Source organism: Mucilaginibacter sp. P4_E8, assembly GCF_056401495.1.
The window spans coordinates 131,361-151,076 of sequence record NZ_JBFUJG010000002.1 but is presented as its reverse complement, the minus strand read 5'-3'; the positions used below and the strand labels follow the sequence as shown (position 1 = coordinate 151,076).

At 44.2% G+C, this 19,716-nt stretch carries 14 protein-coding genes; 10 read left to right on the top strand and 4 right to left on the bottom strand.

Going from position 1 to position 19,716, the window contains the following annotated elements; genetic code table 11:
* The 4 genes from AC1DRQ_RS02120 (at window position 1) to AC1DRQ_RS02105 (ending at window position 7,634) form a co-directional block, all read left to right on the top strand.
* The gene (locus tag AC1DRQ_RS02120; protein WP_477421974.1) at window positions 1–3,297 is read left to right on the top strand and encodes a VCBS repeat-containing protein; all 3,297 of its coding nucleotides are present in this window, start codon (window positions 1–3) and stop codon (window positions 3,295–3,297) included.
* Between the two features lies 1 nt (window position 3,298).
* Window positions 3,299–5,332 carry a glycoside hydrolase family 65 protein gene (locus AC1DRQ_RS02115; RefSeq protein WP_477421973.1) on the top strand — a complete coding sequence of 678 codons (2,034 nt, stop codon included), beginning with the start codon at window positions 3,299–3,301 and terminating at the stop codon, window positions 5,330–5,332.
* Window positions 5,333–5,588: 256 nt separating this feature from the next.
* Entirely contained in the window at window positions 5,589–6,911 is a 1,323-nt protein-coding gene (locus AC1DRQ_RS02110; RefSeq protein ID WP_477421972.1) for a vanadium-dependent haloperoxidase, read from the top strand.
* Between the two features lie 237 nt (window positions 6,912–7,148).
* Window positions 7,149–7,634, top strand: coding sequence for a peptide deformylase (locus tag AC1DRQ_RS02105; RefSeq protein ID WP_477421971.1), 486 nt, complete (start codon window positions 7,149–7,151; stop codon window positions 7,632–7,634).
* Between the two features lie 37 nt (window positions 7,635–7,671).
* On the opposite strand, the gene AC1DRQ_RS02100 is transcribed toward AC1DRQ_RS02105, so the two are convergent.
* Window positions 7,672–9,072, bottom strand: a complete 1,401-nt coding sequence (locus AC1DRQ_RS02100; RefSeq protein ID WP_477421970.1) for a serine hydrolase — start codon at window positions 9,070–9,072, stop codon at window positions 7,672–7,674.
* A gap of 299 nt (window positions 9,073–9,371) precedes the next feature.
* Here AC1DRQ_RS02100 and AC1DRQ_RS02095 point away from each other — a divergent pair, with 299 nt between their 5' ends.
* Window positions 9,372–9,617 (top strand): hypothetical protein, encoded by a 246-nt coding sequence (locus AC1DRQ_RS02095; RefSeq protein WP_477421969.1) that lies wholly within the window; start codon window positions 9,372–9,374, stop codon window positions 9,615–9,617.
* 3 nt (window positions 9,618–9,620) lie between these two features.
* Here the strand turns inward: AC1DRQ_RS02095 and AC1DRQ_RS02090 are convergent, their stop codons facing one another.
* From AC1DRQ_RS02090 to AC1DRQ_RS02080, 3 genes are all read right to left on the bottom strand, one after another.
* Entirely contained in the window at window positions 9,621–10,031 is a 411-nt protein-coding gene (locus AC1DRQ_RS02090) for a nuclear transport factor 2 family protein (protein ID WP_477421968.1), read from the bottom strand.
* Between the two features lie 106 nt (window positions 10,032–10,137).
* Window positions 10,138–10,944 (bottom strand): helix-turn-helix domain-containing protein, encoded by an 807-nt coding sequence (locus AC1DRQ_RS02085; RefSeq protein ID WP_477421967.1) that lies wholly within the window; start codon window positions 10,942–10,944, stop codon window positions 10,138–10,140.
* 281 nt (window positions 10,945–11,225) lie between these two features.
* Window positions 11,226–12,110, bottom strand: a complete 885-nt coding sequence (locus AC1DRQ_RS02080) for an oxidoreductase (RefSeq protein WP_477421966.1) — start codon at window positions 12,108–12,110, stop codon at window positions 11,226–11,228.
* A 388-nt stretch (window positions 12,111–12,498) separates the two neighbouring features.
* Here AC1DRQ_RS02080 and AC1DRQ_RS02075 point away from each other — a divergent pair, with 388 nt between their 5' ends.
* From AC1DRQ_RS02075 to AC1DRQ_RS02055, 5 genes are all read left to right on the top strand, one after another.
* Window positions 12,499–12,972, top strand: coding sequence for a hypothetical protein (locus tag AC1DRQ_RS02075; protein WP_477421965.1), 474 nt, complete (start codon window positions 12,499–12,501; stop codon window positions 12,970–12,972).
* 230 nt (window positions 12,973–13,202) lie between these two features.
* Window positions 13,203–15,374, top strand: a complete 2,172-nt coding sequence (locus AC1DRQ_RS02070; protein ID WP_477421964.1) for a DUF5703 domain-containing protein — start codon at window positions 13,203–13,205, stop codon at window positions 15,372–15,374.
* Window positions 15,375–15,381: 7 nt separating this feature from the next.
* Window positions 15,382–16,428, top strand: a complete 1,047-nt coding sequence (locus AC1DRQ_RS02065; protein ID WP_477421963.1) for a GDSL-type esterase/lipase family protein — start codon at window positions 15,382–15,384, stop codon at window positions 16,426–16,428.
* 37 nt (window positions 16,429–16,465) lie between these two features.
* Window positions 16,466–16,777 carry a hypothetical protein gene (locus AC1DRQ_RS02060; protein ID WP_477421962.1) on the top strand — a complete coding sequence of 104 codons (312 nt, stop codon included), beginning with the start codon at window positions 16,466–16,468 and terminating at the stop codon, window positions 16,775–16,777.
* Between the two features lie 267 nt (window positions 16,778–17,044).
* Window positions 17,045–19,609 carry a galactose oxidase gene (locus tag AC1DRQ_RS02055; RefSeq protein ID WP_477421961.1) on the top strand — a complete coding sequence of 855 codons (2,565 nt, stop codon included), beginning with the start codon at window positions 17,045–17,047 and terminating at the stop codon, window positions 19,607–19,609.
* The last annotated feature ends 107 nt before the right edge of the window (window positions 19,610–19,716 follow it).

Genomic DNA, 19,716 nt, shown 5'->3' with positions numbered 1-19,716 from the left:
ATGGCTCAAATTATACGTTACAGGATCCTTCCTTTTTTATGGCTGCTTGTTTTGGGCATGATGTCATGCAAACAGAAACCGGCCTTACCGCCTCTTTTTGAGCAGTTGCCATCATCACAAACCAATATTCATTTTGTAAATCGCATCAGCGATAATGACCGTCCCGGTATTTTAGATTACCTGTACTACTACAATGGTGGGGGTGTTGCCGTTGGCGATATTAATAATGATGGCCTGCCCGACTTGTTTTTTACAGCCAATCAAAAAGGAGGTAACAAACTATATTTGAACAAAGGCAACTATAAATTTGAAGATATTACCCAAAAGGCCGGTGTTGCCGGTACTGCCGACTGGAACACAGGGGTAACCATGGCCGATGTTAATAATGATGGCTACCTGGATATTTACGTATGCGCTGTAGCCGGTAAGTTGAATTTAAAGGGACACAATACACTCTATATAAACAATCACGACGGTACATTTACAGAGAGAGCTGCCGAATATGGGCTTGATTTTTCGGGCTACTCCACACAGGCTGTTTTTTTTGATTACAACCACGATGGCAAGCTCGATTGTTTCCTGCTCAATCAGTCTGATCATTCTGTTGCTGTTTATGGCGATACTTCATCACGAAAAACGGAGAATAAACTGGCTGGCAGCAAACTCTACCTCAATATAAATAATCATTTTACTGATGTAACTAAAAAGGCGGGTATTTATAATAGCGCGCTGGGGTATGGGCTTGGGGTAGCCGTTGGCGATTTAAACAATGATGGCTGGGAGGATATATACGTAGGCAATGATTTTCATGAAAATGATTATTACTACGTCAACAACCACAATGGAACTTTTACAGAATCAGGTGCCAAACATTTTAACCATTACAGTCGCTTTAGCATGGGTAACGATATGGCCGATTTTAATAATGATGGCCAGCTTGATATAATAACAGCCGATATGTTGCCCGCCGAAGAATCGGTACTTAAAAGCTATGGTGCCGATGAGTCATATGATCAGTATAAATTAAAGATCACCCTCAATGGTTTTCAGGATCAGTACTCGCGTAACGCGCTTCAGAAAAATATGGGCAACGGCGAAGCCTTTAGCGAAGTGGCATTAATGGATGGTGTAGCCGCTACCGATTGGAGCTGGAGCCCCTTGCTGGCCGATTTTGATAATGACGGCATCAAAGACCTGTTTATTGCCAATGGCATAAAGCGCCGGGCACTGGATATGGATTATGTAGTATATGTTTCTAATGACCAGGTTCAGGGTATGTTGAGTACACGTGGTTATGATAGCCTGGTGTTGGATAAAATGCCGGTGGGAGCAGTGCACAGTTATTTATTTAAAGGGAATTTAAACGAAAAATTTGAAGATAAAAGTCAGGACTGGGGCATGCGCGATCCCGGTTTGGCCAACGGTGCGGCCTATGCCGATCTGAACAATGACGGCCGGCTTGAACTGATAACCAATAACGTAAACCACGAAGCCGGCATTTACAAAAACACATCAACCAAAACAACGTATTTAACGCTCAGGTTTACCGGCCGGCAGGATAATAAGTTTGGCATAGGTGTAAAGGCTTATGTTTTTTGCAAGGGGCAAATGCAATACGAGCAGCTGATGCTTACGCGCGGGTTTCAATCGTCGGTTGAGCCGCGGCTGCATTTTGGTTTGGGTAAAAAGCAAAGCGCGGATAGTATTTTAATTGTTTGGCCAAATCAAACCTGCCAGCTATTGAAAAATATAAAGGCCAATCAGCAGGTAACCATTGATCAGCGAAATGCAGGCGGTAAATTTAATTATAACCAGTTTTTTCCGCCGCAGCAACCTGTTTTTAAAGAAATAACCAATACGATCCATATTAACTGGAAACACAAGGAAGATGATTTTGTAGATTTTAACCAGCAACCCCTTATCCCGCACATGCTTTCGGCCGAAGGGCCGCGGATGGCCGTTGCCGATGTGAACCATGATGGTTTGGAGGATTTTTATGTTTGCGACGCACGAAACCAACCTGGCGCGTTGTTTATTCAAACCGCTAACGGCGATTTTAAACCATCGCCACAACCCGCTTTCGTAACAGATTCGGCAAGTGAGGATGTGGATGCAGTTTTCCTGGATGCCAATCATGATGGCTTTCCCGATCTGTATGTAGCAAGCGGGGGAAATGAATTACCCAATGGAGCCCCTGAACTGGCCGACCGGCTGTATATGAACGATGGCAAAGGTAATTTTATACGTTCGGCTAATATTCCATCAATAAAATTAAATAAATCGGCAGTAGCGGTTGCCGATGTGAACCATGACGGCTATCCAGATATTTTTGTAGGCGGTGCGCCGGATAGCTTTGGGTTTGGCAAAATTCCTGAGTCGTATTTATTAATGAATGATGGCCATGGCGTATATCACCAGGCAGCCATTCCTGATGAATTAAAACATGCCGGTATGCTGCGTTCGGCTGCCTTTGCCGATCTGGATAATGATGGCTGGCCAGATCTGGTAGTGGCTGGTGAATGGATGCCTGTAAAAATTTACCTCAATAAAAAAGGAAAATTAACGGAATTACATCAAACCGGTATAGACAAATTATCGGGCTGGTGGCAAAAGGTGGTATTGGCCGATGCTGATGGCGATGGAAAAATTGATATATTGGCTGGTAATTACGGCAGCAATTCCAAGCTGAAACCAACCATTGATGAACCATTGAAACTGTACCTGGCCGACCTGGATAAGAATGGCACCATTGATCCGATAGTGGCTTATGGTATTGATCAAAAATATTATACATTTTTAGGCAAGGGAGAGATTGAAAGACAGGTACCTTTAATTAAAAAGAAGTTTTTATACTTTCATGATTTTGCCGGTAAAACGGTTGAACAGTTATTTGGCGACTCATTAAATGATAATAAACCATTAAAGGCTGCATCTTTTCAGTCAGGTGTTTTTTATAATAAAGGGAAGGGTAATTTTGAGTTCAAAGCATTTCCGTCATCGGCACAAATTTCACCGCTTTTCGGACTCAGCGCATTTTCTGCAGGCAATGGCAAAGGGATATTAGCCGGTGGCAATTTCAGCGGGGTATTACCTTATGAGGGCAAGTATGATGGGGACTATGGTGATGTACTATTTATTGACGGTAACCGCGACGTTGAAAATATTTCGCCGCTATCATCCGGGTTTTTGCTTCGTGGCCAGGTAAGGGATATTAAAACAATTAAAACCGCGACCGGTATAATTTATGCCGTTGCTTTCAATAACAAACCAATTAGGTTTTTTAAGTTAAATAACTGATATGAATAAAGTACATGTGTTGTTGATTGGCCTGTGTTTATTGGCCGGCAATAAATTGCGCGCCCAAAATTCATGGCTCATAAAAGCAGATAAGATAGACCCCGCCAACTATTACGGCATTACAGTAGCCAATGGCATGATAGGCATTGTATCATCACCAGAGCCGTTTAAGGTCAAAAATGTAGTGCTTGCCGGTGCTTATGATCTGTATGGCCGTGGCCGGGTAAGCAATTTCCTGAACAGCTTTAACCTGCTCAACATGTACATGGAAATAAACGGTAAGCGCATTGATGCCAAAAACATCAGCAACTTTAAACAGGAGCTGGATATGCAGCATGCCGCATTTACTACCACCTTTGATTATGGCGATGCAGCCACGGTTAAATATACTTATTACTCCCTAAGGCAATTACCTTTTACGGTATTGATGGATATTAGTATAACGGCTAAAAAAAGCATCAATATTACCGCCGCGAGTGTGATGGAAGCGCCGGATGCTTTAAAGGAAGTTCAGAATTATTATAATGAGATTGACAGGCCGCATGTAACCATCAGCCTGCTTACCTCTACCGCGAAAAGCCCTACAGGTAAATTGCAGCTTTGCGCCTCCAACACCTTTTTGTTTAACGAGGCGCACGGCCAGGAACCCCGGGTGATTCATGAAATGTGGGACAATAACATGCACCTCATGAAATTCAGCAAAAGCATTGCTGCCGGGCAAACTTATCAGTACGCGCTTGCCGGCTCATCCATCACCTCGGCCCATGACGCCGACCCGCTGAACCAGGCCGAGCGGCTCACCATGTTTGCCAAGCTCGAAGGTCGTGATCGCCTGATACAATTCCATAAAAAAGCCTGGGACGAGCTATGGAAAAGTGATATTAAAATTGAGGGCGACGCGCAGGATCAGCAGGATGTGCATAGTATGCTGTATCATTTATATTCGTTCTCCAGGGCGGGCACGGCTTACTCACCATCGCCCATGGGTTTATCAGGCTTAGGCTATAATGGTCACGTTTTTTGGGATGCCGACTTGTGGATGTACCCGGCTTTGCTGGTACTGCACCCCGAAATTGCGAAATCCCTGGTAGAGTATCGTTTTCAGCGATTGGCCGCGGCTAAGCAAAATGCATTTTCGCACGGCTACAAAGGCGCCATGTTCCCCTGGGAAAGTGCCGATAGTGGGGTAGAAGAAACTCCGGTTTGGGCTTTGAGCGGCCCGTTTGAGCACCATATAACCGCCGATGTGGCTTTAGCCGCCTGGAACTACTATTGCGTTACCCAGGATAAGCAATGGTTGCTGGAAAAGGGGTGGCCTATCCTGTCGGCCACGGCCGACTTTTGGGCAAGCAGGGTAGAGCGTAACGGCGATGGTCACTATGATATTAAAAATGTGGTAGCTGCCGATGAATGGGCCGAGAATGTAGATAATAATGCCTTTACCAATGCCGCCGCGAAAGCAAATTTGCAAAGTGCCATCGCCACCGCGAAAATATTAGGCCTGACTGCCGATCCCGACTGGCAGCAGGTGGAACAAAATATACCTATCCTGAAATTTCCTGATGGCGTTACCAAAGAGTTTGCAAGCTATAAAGGCGAAGGTATTAAACAGGCCGATGTAAATCTGCTGGCTTATCCGCTGAAAACCATTACCGACCCGGCGCAGATCAAAAAAGACCTGGAGTATTATGAAACCCGTGTGCCTAATGAAGGTACCCCTGCTATGACACAGGGCATATTCACCCTGTTGTATGCCCGTTTGGGTAATGGTGATAAGGCTTATCACTTTTTTAAGGATGCCTTTGAACCTAATCTATTGCCGCCATTCCGTGTTATTGCCGAAACCAAGGGTGGTACCAATCCCTATTTTGCAACCGGTGCCGGTGGCATTGTTCAAAGCCTGCTCATGGGCTTTGGCGGTTTGGATATAACCCCAGATGGTGTAACACAGCTTAAAAGCAAGTTACCCAAAAACTGGAAATCATTAACCATAACTGGTGTAGGGCCTGATAAAAAAACATATGTTGTTAAGTGATATCTGCTAATATGTTTAGTGATTGAATAAAAGAATCAAAAAAAGCCATGTCATTTCGACGAGCCTGGCAGGGTCTGGCACAGGGGCGAGGAGAAATCTTATACAAGCGAAATAGCAAACGGGCAAATCATATCATATAAGATTTCTCCTTACGCAACGCTCAATGCCCTTAGGGTTCGTCGAAATGACATGGTTTATAGTATATATCAAGTAAATAAGGGAGATGAATTTCTAATCGCCGAACAAACCATATAATATGAAACCATTGCTGATTTTTATAGCCGCTGCCCTGTTTTTTACTTCCTGCAAAAAATCAGATTATAAAAGCATTTTACATGATCCGGCTTTGTACAGCCGTACGGTACATGAATTAAACAGGGTGGTAATGGGTAATAATTTTTCGCCGGTGGTAGCTTCCCGCAATTATGCGTATGCAACCGTGGCCGCGTACGAGGTTATCGCGGCCGGTTATCCGCAGCAATACCGCTCACTGGCGGGCCAGTTAAACGGCCTGAAAACGGTCGCCAAACCACCGGCAAACCTAACTATTGATTATGAATACGCCGCCTTGCTGGCTTTTTGCAAGGTAGGCGAGGCAGTAACTTTTCCGGAAGGAAGCTTAAAATACTATACCGATAGCCTGCACAATATAGCCGTTAAGCGTGGTATGCCATCAACCGAGATCAGCAACTCCGAGGCTTATGCCAAGGCTGTGGCAGCCTCTATTATGGCCTGGAGCAAAAAAGATAATTACCTTAAAACCCGCAGCGCTACAAAGTTTGCCATTAATGATTCGCCGGGCAGGTGGATACCTACCCCGCCGCTATATGGCGAAGCTGTTGAGCCGCACTGGGGCGAGATCAGGACCATGGTAATGCACAATGCCAAAGAATACAGCGTACCGCAACCGCCCCAGTTTAATGTGACCGACAAAAACAGCAAATATTACCAGGAGGTGATGTATATAAAGGGCGCGGTTGATAGCCTGACGCATGACCAGGCTCACATGGCCGATTTTTGGGATGATAATCCCGGTAAGCTCAATGTAACCGGTCATGTTATGTTTGTTACCAAAAAGTTTTCGCCGCCGGGCCATTGGCTAAGCATAACCGGCATTGGTGCAAAACAGGTAAATGCCGATTTTAATAAAACGGTGTATGCTTATGCAAAAACGGCCATCGCGCTGTTTGACGCGTTTATTGAATCATGGACAGCTAAATACATCTACAACACGGCCCGGCCCGAAACGGTGATCAACAAATATATTGATGCCGGCTGGCGCCCGCATTTGCAAACGCCACCGTTCCCTGAATATACCTGCGGACATTGTACTATATCTGCCGCTGCTGCCGAAGCGCTGACCAGCGCCCTGGGCGATAACGTAGCCTATACCGATACATCAGAGTTGGAGTTTGGTATAAAAAGCCGGTCGTACAAATCATTCCGGGATGCAGCGAATGAAAATGTTTGGGCAAGGTTTTACGGTGGTATACATTTTCATAATTCATGCATCGTATCAAACCGCTACGGTAAAATAGTGGGGGATTCTGTTGCTATAAAGCTGGTGATGAAAAGGTAAGTTATTGGTTATTTAGTTCTCAAATTCATTGCCCCGATCCTTTAGGTCGGGGTTAAGGTCTGTTTTTACTTCGGGCTTTAGCCTAAACAAACTTTGCTGCTACATTTGGCTAAAGCCACTAATAGATTTGATAGCTAACCCCGACCTAAAGGATCGGGGCAATGAAACGGCCACACAGCCCCAGTTGGCCCTGGCGGTTCAAATGGCCCTTAACCATTATATTTGCTTTAACAAAAAATGAAAAAATTAGAAGACCTCTTACTTTTAGGCAATCCCTTGCTGTATGAAAAGTGTGAGCCTGTTTTACCGGATGAGCTTCCGCTGGTGGCTGGCTGGGTTGCTGATCTGGATAACGTGATGAAGGAGATCAGGGCTAAATACAATTTCGGTCGGGCAATAGCCGCACCGCAACTGGGGATCATGAAAAGATTGATCTATATGAATATTGATAAACCAACGGTTTTCATTAATCCTGAATTTACTTATTTAAGCGACGAACTATTTGAGCTTTGGGATGATTGCATGAGTTTCCCAAACCTGCTGGTAAAAGTAAAACGCCATAAAAACTTAACCATAAAATACCTGGACCAAAATTGGCAACCCCATGAATGGCACATGGGGGGCGACCTGTCTGAACTATTGCAGCATGAATATGATCATTTGGATGGCATACTTTGTACCAGCAGGGCAATTGATGACAAGTCATTTAAATGGCGGCCTTAACATTTCGGGATATCCTAAGCAAAGGTTAAATATTGATTTAGTGTGATAGTTCAAGCTTTTTAATATGCTCTGCGGCATTATTATTTTGAGGGTTTAGTTCAAACGAACGTTTGTAGTTTTTAATGGCGAGTTCATTTGCTCCCAAACCTTCATACGCTTCGGCCAGACTGTCATAAGTATTGGCGCTGTTTGGATATAAGCTTACATTGAGTTTAAATATTTCGGCAGCTTCTTTTTTCCTGTCCTCATACATTAGCATATATCCCAGTTCATTCAAATCATTTTCAGGTAACTGGTAAGCCGGGTTTTTTTGTTTTTCTTTTTTTACTATTTCAATAGCCAGGTCGTAGCCATCTTTTGCCAGTTTCGCGCGCAACGCTTTAATTTCTTTGGGCGATTTAAATCCATACCCCAGCCATTGGGCCTGCCACCAGGTTTGTTTGCCAAAAAATTCGGTCAGTATATCGGGGGTAATATTTAACCCGTAACGATTATAGGTAAAGTAAACCAGGATCTCCTGTTTATCCGGAAAAGCGATACAGAACCCTTTAAAATCGCCGTTATCGCCCCAATGCCATATTGATTTTCCCAGTTCATTTTGTTGCAAGCCCACGCCAAGCCCCCAGTCAATATGCTGGTTAGCCTCCGTCACCGGATGACCAAACCAATTTCCGGTGCTTGATTTTTCAAACATCATTTGGCGGGTAGCAGGTTTTAATCCCCGGCCAGCCAATAGCGCCTGCAAAAAAATAGTATAGTCATGCGCGGTGGTTAGCAAGCTGTAGGCAGCATTCGCGTTCTTATGGCGATTAATGGCCTCGGTGCTATTACCAAAGGCGGCCAAAGTATCAAACTTACTTTCCCATGTATAACTGCTGGCGGTCATGTTGAGCGGCACAAACACCTCTTCCCGCATAATATCGTTCAAAGGTTTATTCGTTAGCTTTTCGATCACTCTTTGAAAAAACACATACCCTTCGCCCGAGTAGGAAAAGCAACTATCGGGCATAAACAACAGTTTGGCACCTTTGTCGTCTCCCCAGTTTGGTAAGCCGGTTGTATGTCTTAATACCATTCTCGCGGTTATTTTCGCGTACCTGCTATCTTTCGGATCAAACCGCTCATAGCTGCCACCCATGTAATGCAGCAGCGGGGTATCCAGGCTAAAAACGCCCCTGTCATACAAGCGAAGTGCCGCGTATGCAAAAACAGATTTACTTAATGAGGCGGCCTCGAAAATAGTATTGGAGGTAACCTTTTTATCAGAGCCTTTGCTCACGGTGCCAATATTGTAATCTGTTATCTTACCCTTTTTAGCGTAAACCAGTTGTATCCCCTGGATGCCTTCATCACTGATGAGTTTTTTCAACTTTTGCTCCTGCGAAAACGCGGAGATAGAAGCAAGGAGTAAAATAACAGCGCAGCTTATTTTTTTCATGTGATGATTGATAAAGGGATTAAATAGCAGACGCTTCAGTTTTCATTTCGTTGCAGATGAATTCAATATTACGTCAATTCATGAATTAAATTTCATTCACGGGTAAGGGTAAATCCACCGCGGCGTGTTTTAGTGGAAATGAAATATGGGAAATGACAGATCACCTGGATGTTTCCACAAAAATGGAGGCATGAATGGATAAAACATTAATTACATTGTGGCTTAAGCTGGTTGAATATGTACCAACTATCATCTGTTTGATGAGCCAGAGTTTATAAAGGTATTTGGGGATGGAGGCGATGGATAAATTATTGGTAAAATATATGCAGGGAGAGGCAAAGCTCGCCGAAATGCAGGTTATTGATCAATGGATAATTGCCAGTGAGCACAACCTAAAATACTTTACACATTTTAAACTGATATGGGATATCAGCAAGTTGCTAAAAATTGAAAGCAGAATAGACACCGAAAAAGCCTGGCAAGAATTTAAGCAATGGCAGCAAGTATACCTGCAACTGTTGTCAATATTATATTCCCAATCTTAAGACTTACAACCGGCGGTCTTCCTCGTTTATTGGCAAATCGTTAATGCTGGCAAATCGCCTTTGCATCAAACCGTTTTCATCAAACTCCCAGTTCTCATTGCCGTATGCCCGGTACCATTGTCCGCTGGCGTCATGGTATTCGTATTCAAAACGTACGGCTATCCGGTTATCCGTAAAAGCCCAAAGCTCTTTTTTTAGCTTATAGTCGAGCTCCCGTTGCCACTTGGCGGTCAGGAATTTAACAATCTCGGGCCGGCCATTTAAAAACGTGGAACGGTTGCGCCATTCGCTGTCAACAGTGTAAGCCAAAGATACTCTTTCGGGATCCTGGCTGTTCCAGGCATCTTCTGCCAGTTGAACTTTCTGCGTGGCCGTTTCAAAGGTGAACGGCGGTAAGGGTAGTTTCTGTTCCATGATGGAATAAAGGTAGACAGGTTTGCTGATAGATCAATGGTAACATTCAATGATTATATGGTATAAATCGTTGAATATTCATGCTTGCAATGGTGATTTATAAAGATCAGATCCTGGAAGGTGCTACCCCAAAAGTTTTCTTAAAGGCAAACGAAAAATGCGACAGGTCCTCAAAACCCAGTTCAAGGTAAACGTCTGAGGGGGCTTTGCCTTGTTCCTTAATTTGATAATGTGCTTCCTGCAATCTTTTTTGCTGCAACCATCTGCTGGGGGTTATATGGAAGATCTTTTCAAAATCGCGTTTAAAAGTAGCCAGGCTACGCCCGGTTAAATAGGCAAATCTTTTTAACTGCACGTTGAAGTGAAAGTTCTTATTCATAAAACCTTCCAGGTCAATTTTTCCCGGCTCGCTAAAATCAAATAAAACATCTTTAAGCTCGGGGTTGCCTTGCAGTAAGATCAGGATTGCTTCACGTAGTTTCAGGCTCAGCAGGTTTTTATCGCCGGGTTGCTGCATATGTTCGTAGGGCTGCAGCGAGTCCATATAACTTTTATAAAGCGGGTTTGGCTTCAGGCTAATGATGCTGTCTCCCTCATGTTTTTTTTCGGCTTTGTAACCATACTCCATGCTGAAATTGCGAAGTGTTGCCTGGTCAAAAAAAACGGATACAGATTTAAACTCGCCGCCGGGAGGGGGCTGTTTCAGGAACTTTACCAGTTGGTTACGCCTGCTTAAGCGAAAATCGCCTGGGCCGGAGGTATAAACCTTATCTACACCGGTAAGCGTAAGGTCGCCGGATATCTGATAGCTGAACGCATGCTCCGGAATAAACTGCTCACCCCCGCGACTCCTGGTATAATAGCAGGAATAATGAATTTCTGATTGCGGGCTGATTTGATTTTCTGTAAGCATATTGATCAAATTTAAAAAATTACAACAGCATTGCCATACGGGTTGTACAACAATGCTGTTAGGGATAACAGGACAAGTGTTTGGAAGATTGTAATCCAGTTTATATTCCCTCCCCACGGGAGGGGTGCAGTGGATTGTGCAGTGGCAGGGAGGGGTTTATACGTGCGATTAAACCTGTAATGCTCCATAAACCCCTACCTCCCCCTTCCCCCAGGAAGGAATCGCACTAAGCCCAGGCTTTCTTTTATTCTTCCGAACACCTGTGGGCACGACCCGCTTTATTACTTTTTCCCGTTTACGAAGGATTTACCAATCTCGGTGTCCAGGAAGTTCACGGCTTCGTCATGGTCGGTAGAGAGACTTACGGGTAGCCATTTTTCCATTTCGGCGGTGCGTGCCGCATCGGCATTTTTCAGTAGGCCAATGGCCTCGCTGCCCAATACCAGGTGCATGGGAGGCTCGGGATCATCAACCAGATCTACCATTACTTTAGCCGCCTTTTCAGGATCGCCCATGGGCACAAATTTTCCACTTTTAAAAAACGCTGTACGGGCATCTATGGTAGATTCATAACCTTCTACAGATGGGGCATAGCTCATAGAATTGCCGGCCCAATCGGTGCGGAAGCCACCTGGCTCTACAGCTGTTACGTGGATGCCTAAGTCGGCTACTTCTTTTGACAGAGCCTCCGTAAAGCCACCCAAACCAAACTTGGCCGCCTGGTACATGCTTAACCCGGGGTTGCCAACACGACCGCCTACCGAACTGATCTGCAGGATACGACCCGAACGCTGTTTGCGCATGTAAGGCAAAATCACGCGGGTTATTTCAATAGGTGCATACAGGTTGGTTTCCAGCTGACTGCGTACCTGCTCATCCGTAAAAGCTTCGGCAGCGCCAATAACGCCAAAGCCGGCATTGTTCACCAGTACATCAATACGGCCAAAATGCTTAACGGTATTTTCAACCGCCGCTATGATCTGCTCTTTATTGGTCACATCCAATTGTACAGGGTATAACTGATCAGGATATTTATCGGCAAGGTCTTTTAATTGTTCGGGGTTGCGTGCTGTCGCGGCTACTTTATCGCCTTTGGCAAGCGCTGCTTCTGTCAGGCTGCGTCCCAATCCGCGGGAACTGCCTGTTATAAACCAAATTTTTGTCATTGTCTTATGTTTTAATTTTGTATAACAAAGGTCGGTAGTATTTAAGCCGGCAGCTTTGTTAAAACGCTCAAGTTGCTTTGTTGAAACGTTCATTTGTTTTTGCGTTCGGGTGTTCGGTTTTTTGTGAGATGAAAAACCGGTCGCCAGTTCAAGCGTCCTTCGCTTGAACTTATATAAGTGTAAGCGTCCACGCTTACATAAACAACAATTAAAAGTAAGCGTGGACGCTTACACCAGGACATTATTCAAGCGTAGACGCTTGAACAGGCGGGGTAGTGTTCGGACACTCACGAACATTGACAAATTTTTGTTTTTATAAAGTAATAAGTATTTTGACCCGGTCATCTATTATAAAATGGAGTCTGCTTTAAACCGGAAATCTAAATTAATGCTTCGTATAATTGCCTGGTATCAAATAGCAGGCGGCTTAGTTGGAATTGGGCTCATGCTCGTAGTGGTCCTGCTCCTGATTCGCACGGCGCCACTTAGTCTGGCTACTTTCATTATGCTCGCGGCTGTGGCCTTGCACGGTTTTTCTGTTTATTGTGGTACGCTGCTGCTTAAAAATAAATATCGTGCGGGTTTAAATCTTTCTGTTATTAATCAGGCTTTGCAGCTTGTTAGCGTTGCTATTGGTGGTTATGGGTATAAATATATAGCCGGCCTGGTATTTCTGGCCGGGTTTAACCCGGCAAATTCGCCAAAAATGTATATTAGTTTTAGCTGGCGGCCTTCCTGGCAAATTTCTATTAGCGCAGGGGGTAATCATGTTGATGTCGCCATCAATATCATCGCGTTATTGCTCCTCGTTTTTATGATTTACCTGCGTGGCACTATCAATAAAACAGAAACTACCTCATGAACACCATATCTTTTTGTAACATAAATATGCCTGTTAACATCAGGTATTACGAGTTAATGCTTTTTTAATGTTTTATTAAGCCGGCGTAATTTATTTGTGCAATAATAATTAAAGTGGGAATGGCTAAACTATAAAGCATTGCTTTGATGGGATAGTTCTATAGCCAATAAAACCTATCTTGCTAAACCTATTGTATCAAGCGAAAAACCAATTATTCGCAAAATAAATTAATGATGAAGAACAAAATTTTAACCTGTACATGCACTGTTTTGCTGGCCCTGATCATGGCGTCGGCAGGGTTTGCCAAACCCGTAGCTACATTTGGTATTGATACCCTGTTGGATGCCTATAATGTACAGTGGGACACTCCGGGTCCGACGTCGGCACAATCCATGCCGCTTGGCAATGGCGATATCGGCCTCAATGTATGGGTGGAGCAAAACGGCGACCTGGCATTTTACATCAGTAAAACCGATGCCTGGGGTGGCGAGCTCGATGCGCAAAAAGACCCCTGGATGAAGCAGGGTGGAGTACTCATGAAACTGGGCGCTATACATGTTTCGGTAAGCCCCAACCCACTGGCAAAAAACACCTCCTTTAAACAAATATTAAAACTGCGTAACGGCGAAATCTGGGTACAGGAAGGCGAGGGGAAGGCCGCAGTTAAGCTGCGTGTTTGGGTTGATGCCAATCACCCGGTGATCAGGGTAGAGGCGCAAAGCGGCAGCCCGGTAACCGTGAATGTAAAACTGGATAACTGGCGAGCCGGCCAAACCGATACGGTACTTGATAATCAAAAAAACCGGATAGCCTGGTATCACCATAACTCGGCTACTGCTAACCCGCATTTGGCAAACCTTACTTTTGGCGCCATAGTTAAAGGTAAAGGCTTGGTGAGTAAGGGTGCATCAACACTGCAGTCGGGCAAAATTACCTCGCAACTTATCTCTATTTATCCATTAACAGCAGTTGCCGGCAATGGTAAGGAGTGGCTTTCCAAACTGGAAACCCAATCGGCCGGTATAGAAAAGCTGGCTTTGGAGCAAACCCGTACGGCGCATCAAAAATGGTGGCAGCAGTTTTGGAACCGCAGCCATATATTTTTAAAGGGCGATGAACAGGCTAACCAGGTTACTCAAGGCTATATTTTGCAACGTTTTGTTACCGCCTGCGCGGGGCGTGGCACTGGTCCTATTAAATTCAATGGGTCTATTTTTGTGGTAGATAACCCCAATTGGAAACATGATGGCAAACCCGACCCTCAAAATGCCGATTTCAGGGCCTGGGGCGGGCAATACTGGTTTCAAAATACCCGCGCCATGTACTGGCCCAGGCTCATGGCCGGCGATTTTGATATGATGCTGCCCCTGTTTAATATGTATGCGAAGATATTACCCGCCAACGAGGCGCAGGTGAAAAAGTTCTACAATCATGGCGGCGCATACTTTGCAGAGACAGCGCCCTTTTGGGGCGGCCTTGATTTTATGGGGCCCGATGTGAAGGCCAACTATACCAACCATTATTTTACGCCCATACTGGAGTTGAGCATGATGATGCTTGACTATTATGAATATACCGGCGATACTCAATTTGCCAAACAAACTTTGCTGCCCGTAGCCACCGCCGGATTGCAGTTTTTTGATCAGCATTTTGGCCGCGACAGTACCGGCAAGCTATTGCTCGACCCCGACAATTCTATCGAGATGTTTTGGAAGGTACACAATCCCGCGCCTGATATTGCCGGGCTACATGCGGTGCTCAGTCGCGTGATCAAATTGCCAGCTGCTTTGGTTGATGATAAAACACGGCAGCAATGGCAAAAACTATACAGCCAACTGCCGCCACTGCCGGTAGCCGTTGATAAAAAGGTGCTTTTGCCCTATACTGGCCCGCAAACCGCCAAATCATTCAATAGCGAAAACCCGGAGTTGTATGCTATTTATCCATTCAGGTTGTATGGTATAGGCAAGCCCGATCTTGACCTTGCATTGAATACTTTTAACGCCCGCAAACAACGCGCTAAAGGCTGCTGGGTGCAGGATCCCATACAGGCTGCCATGGTTGGCCTGCCCAATGTGGCTAAGGATTATGTGAGTTTTGCCTTTACCCGCAAATCGCCCGACTTGAAATTCCCGGCTTTCTGGGCCAGCGGGAATGACTATCACCCCGATGAGGACAATGGCGGTAATGGTGAAAACGGTCTGCAGCAAATGTTGATGCAGACAGATGGTAAAAAGATCACCCTGCTGCCCGCCTGGCCCGGCGATTGGGATGCCGATTTTAAGCTAAACGCTCCCTATAATACTACTGTTGAGGGTAAAGTGGTAAAAGGCAAATTGCAAAGCCTTAAAGTAACCCCCGCCAGCCGTATGGCCGATGTGGTTAATATGAGCAAAAAATAAAAAAGCGATGAAAAATATTTTTATCCTGTTGATAAGCTTGTGCATTGCTGTATCGGCAAAAGCCATAACCCGTATTACCTGCATAGGGGCAAGCATTACGCATGGCGCTACCCTGCCCGATCCGGCAAGCCAGTCGTTCCCGGGCCAGCTACAAAAACTGCTGGGCAAAAACTATCAGGTTAGTAATTTTGGTGTGAGCGGAACTACGCTGCTACGTAAAGGCAATTCACCATATTGGAGCACCCCGGCTTATCAGCAGGCGCTGAAAAGCAATCCTGATATAGTGTTTATTGACCTGGGTGGTAACGACAGCAAGCTCATTAACCGGGCGCACTACAGCGAATTTGAGAGTGACTATCACGCGCTCATCAGATCGTTCAGGCAGTTGCCATCGCACCCGCGGATCGTGTTGCTACTGGCCATGCCCTCGTTCGAAAAAGATACCACCGGTATTTATGATCCGGTGATCGTTAACCAGATCAATCCGCGCATCAGGCAGGTGGCTTATGATGAAAAGCTGGAAGTGCTTGATATGCATTCGCCATTGATAAACCATGAAGACTGGACGCCTGATAAAATACACCCCAATGTGCAGGGCTCGGCCATTGCCGCCAAAAAGTTGTATGATGTTGTAGTGCAGCCGCGCGATACCGGGTTTGATATTTTTAAAGCAATTAAAGAACCCTATAAAACCGATTCATTTTACGGTTATCCCTGCGCCACCTTTACCGTTGATGGCAGGGAATGCAAGGTAGTAAAACCCAAATGGGCAGCAAAAGGTCACCCCTGGATATGGCGGGCCCGCTTTTGGGGGCACGAACCACAAACCGATATTGCCCTGCTGGAGCGCGGCTTTCATGTGGTATACAGCGATGTAGCCGAGTTGTTGGGTAATGATGAGGCCATTGCCCGCTGGAACAATTTTTATAAAATACTGCATAATGGCGGTCTTGGTCAAAAAGCGGTACTGGAAGGCATGAGCCGCGGCGGTATTTATATTTATAACTGGGCTGCGGTAAATCCACAAAAAGTAGCCCTGTGTATATGCCGATAACGCCCTGCTCGATCTGCAATTCTGGTCTGATTCAACATTGCTTAAAAAAGATTTCAATTTAACCAGTGTACACCAGTTGGGTGCGTTAAAAGCAAGCCCGCTTGATAAGGTAGCTCAAATTGTAAGCGGCGGTTACCCGATGCTGCACTTTTCGGCCGATGATGACGAAGCCCTTGATCCTTCAAAAAACACGCTTTTATTTGAGCAAAAGGTAAAGGCGCTAAAGGGTTCCATCACGGTTATTCACAAGCCTGGTTTTAAACACCATCCGCATAGTATGCCCAATCCGGCACCTATTGTCGATTTTATTTTAAAGGCCACCGGTTATGAAATTATTGTAAGCCAATAAAGCTATAAAATTAACACATGATGCTTATTGATCAGATAGTGTTAAAAAAGTATCATGTTTGTTTTTTAATTGAACCCAGGCGGTAGTATTACCTCATGATCATCTGGTGTTAATTATACTCAATATAATCACATAGTCTTTGAATGTAAATTGTTTTTATTGTAATTTAGCCATTGCCGTCATCAGAATAAGTTAATATTTTTTTGACCTAAATTATAATTACAGCACGGGTACTTAAGTTCTAATACTTAATGTGTACTGATCATCATGAGATTTTTTGTATCGGGAATAATTGCGGTTATTTTTATAAATATACTATTGATACCACTTGTTCATGCGCAATCGTATGGAGTGGGGTTTTATAGCCATGAGGTAGTACAGGATAAACGCACCACATTAAATCTGAGTGTAAATAATGTTGCCCCTAAAGACAATCTTGATCTTTCCTTTGATCTTTCCTTTATCCCCAACCAACAAATATATTTTGGCTATATACTGAGGCTTGTTGGCGATGATAAACAAAACATCGACCTGGTGTATGATAACCAGGCCAATACAAAGCATTTCAAGATCATTATTGGCGAAAAGCTTTCCAAAATTTCATTTAATATTGACGATAAAGCATTGTTTGATAACTGGAGCAGGCTCCGGATATTGATTGATTTTAAGAATGACAAGCTTACTGTATTTGCAGGCAAAACGGCGTACAGCGAATCGGGTGTACATTTAAAGCAAAGCACAAATTACAAATTGCTTTTTGGAGCAAATGCTTATCGCCAGTACCAAACTACAGATCTGCCGCCATTTAAGCTGCGCGATGTAAAGGTGGTGCAAAATGACAAGCTGTTATCCTGGTGGCCGCTTAATGAATACCAGGGCGACGTGGTTCACGAAACGGTAAATCAAAACAACGGCTCGGTTACCAACCCGTTATGGATAAAATCGCGCCACCGTAACTGGCAAATGGAAAAGGAGCTTAAGGTTGCCGGCACCGCCAGCCTGGCCTTTGATCCGGCTACCGAAACTGTTTATATCATCACTGCCGATTCATTAATATCCTACTCCTTAAGCAGAACAACGCAGCTAAAGAGTAACGTGTACAGTTCAGGTAAGCAACAACTGATTCCYGGCGACCAGGCATTGTTTAATAAGGATAAACTGTATTACCTTTTTATCGACCAAAAAGTTATGGCCACTTATAACATTAAAGATCAAAAGTGGGATAAGACCGTTAAAAACATGCCTGCCGAAACCAATAACGGGCATCTGAATAAATTCTTCTGCAAAATCGATACATCCATATATACCATTGGAGGTTATGGGCAATTAATTTATAAAGACAGTATAAAGCGGTATAATGTAAATACTAATACCTGGCAAAACATAAAAGGTAAAGGTGATACATTTACCCCACGCTATTTGGCCGGGCTGGGTACCAACGTAACCGGCGATACCGCCTATGTAGTTGGTGGTTATGGCAGCGCTTCGGGCCAGCAGATCGTGAACCCCAGGAACCTGTATGATATGATGCGTTTTACCGTTAAAACTAAAACGTTTAAGAAACTGTTTACTATTGATGTTAAAAGCGAGGATTTTGTATTTGCCAACTCACTTATCATCAATGAAAAGACCAAAACTTATTATGGCCTTATTTTTCCGCAGCATAAATTTAACTCCAGCCTGCAACTGATACGCGGCTCACTTGAAAAACCGGCTTACCAATTGGTAGGAGATACTATCCCTTACTTATTTCATGATGTAAATGCTTACGCCGATGTATATTATTGCCCGCACAGCCGCAAGTTTTTAACAGTTACCCTTTTTAAGGAGAACGAGCAAACAAAGGTTAAAATATACTCGCTGTTAGGTCCGCCTGAGCCTTTAGATACACAGTTGTTATCGGATAAAAACATTAATTATATTTTATGGATAAGCGGGTTCTTTGTGGTTGCTTTGGGCATAGGAGGAGGAGTGATTGTTTATCGTCGCAAAAACGCGGTGCATCATCAGCCCTATAAGCATAAACCTGCCGCAGAACCTGTTATGAACGATCATGCGGAGCAGGTTGAGCTACCGGTTGAAGCAGATCATGACAACCGGGTTAATCACAATAAGAACGCTATATTTTTATTTGGCGATCTGCAGCTTTTCACACCCGAAGGACACGAGATCACCAGGTATTTTACACCATTGCTAAAAGAACTGTTCCTGGTTATTTTGCTTTACTCTGTAAAATTGGGCAGGGGGGTAAGCTCCGAAAAACTGAACGAGATACTTTGGTTTGATAAATCAGARAAGAGCGCCCGTAACAACCGCTCGGTAAATATAGCCAAGCTCAAATCATTGCTTGATAAAATGGGGCACTGCCAATTATCAAAGGATACGGGCTATTGGAAAATTGAAATTGACTACAACGAGATCATGGTTGATTATCATACTTACCTCAACATTGTATCAAACAAAAGCAAGCTCAACAAACAAAAAATAATCCAGCTTACGCATATTACACAAAGGGGTAATTTTTTATCAAATATTGAATATGAATGGCTTGATGCTTTTAAGTCGGAAGTATCTAACGAAATAATTGACTCCTATATACAATTTGCGGGTTCCATTGCCGTAGCCGATGATGCCGAGTTTTTAATAAAACTTGCCAATGATATTTTTTACTTTGACCCCGTTAATGAGGATGCCATGATATTGAAATGTAAGGCCCTTTCATACCTGGGTAAGCACTCCCTGGCCAAAAACACTTTTGAAAGCTTTAGCAAGGAGTACAAGGTGATTTACGGCGAAGGTTTTGAGCGCGATTTTCATTCGATTTTGGAGTAGTGGGCGATTCAGGATAATTGGTGTCTATTTTTCAAATACAATAAGCAGGCTAAAAGGAATATTATAGAGCCGTACAATAATATCAGTCACTGAAAACATTTGCTGCT

Excerpts from the sequence above, each read along its gene's own strand:
- AC1DRQ_RS02120 (WP_477421974.1), top strand. The coding sequence starts at position 1 with ATGGCTCAAATTATACGTTACAGGATCCTTCCTTTTTTATGGCTGCTT.
- AC1DRQ_RS02115 (WP_477421973.1), top strand. The coding sequence starts at position 3,299 with ATGAATAAAGTACATGTGTTGTTGATTGGCCTGTGTTTATTGGCCGGC.
- AC1DRQ_RS02110 (WP_477421972.1), top strand. The coding sequence starts at position 5,589 with ATGAAACCATTGCTGATTTTTATAGCCGCTGCCCTGTTTTTTACTTCC.
- AC1DRQ_RS02105 (WP_477421971.1), top strand. The coding sequence starts at position 7,149 with ATGAAAAAATTAGAAGACCTCTTACTTTTAGGCAATCCCTTGCTGTAT.
- AC1DRQ_RS02100 (WP_477421970.1), bottom strand. The coding sequence starts at position 9,072 with ATGAAAAAAATAAGCTGCGCTGTTATTTTACTCCTTGCTTCTATCTCC.
- AC1DRQ_RS02095 (WP_477421969.1), top strand. The coding sequence starts at position 9,372 with ATGGATAAATTATTGGTAAAATATATGCAGGGAGAGGCAAAGCTCGCC.
- AC1DRQ_RS02090 (WP_477421968.1), bottom strand. The coding sequence starts at position 10,031 with ATGGAACAGAAACTACCCTTACCGCCGTTCACCTTTGAAACGGCCACG.
- AC1DRQ_RS02085 (WP_477421967.1), bottom strand. The coding sequence starts at position 10,944 with ATGCTTACAGAAAATCAAATCAGCCCGCAATCAGAAATTCATTATTCC.
- AC1DRQ_RS02080 (WP_477421966.1), bottom strand. The coding sequence starts at position 12,110 with ATGACAAAAATTTGGTTTATAACAGGCAGTTCCCGCGGATTGGGACGC.
- AC1DRQ_RS02075 (WP_477421965.1), top strand. The coding sequence starts at position 12,499 with ATGCTTCGTATAATTGCCTGGTATCAAATAGCAGGCGGCTTAGTTGGA.
- AC1DRQ_RS02070 (WP_477421964.1), top strand. The coding sequence starts at position 13,203 with ATGATGAAGAACAAAATTTTAACCTGTACATGCACTGTTTTGCTGGCC.
- AC1DRQ_RS02065 (WP_477421963.1), top strand. The coding sequence starts at position 15,382 with ATGAAAAATATTTTTATCCTGTTGATAAGCTTGTGCATTGCTGTATCG.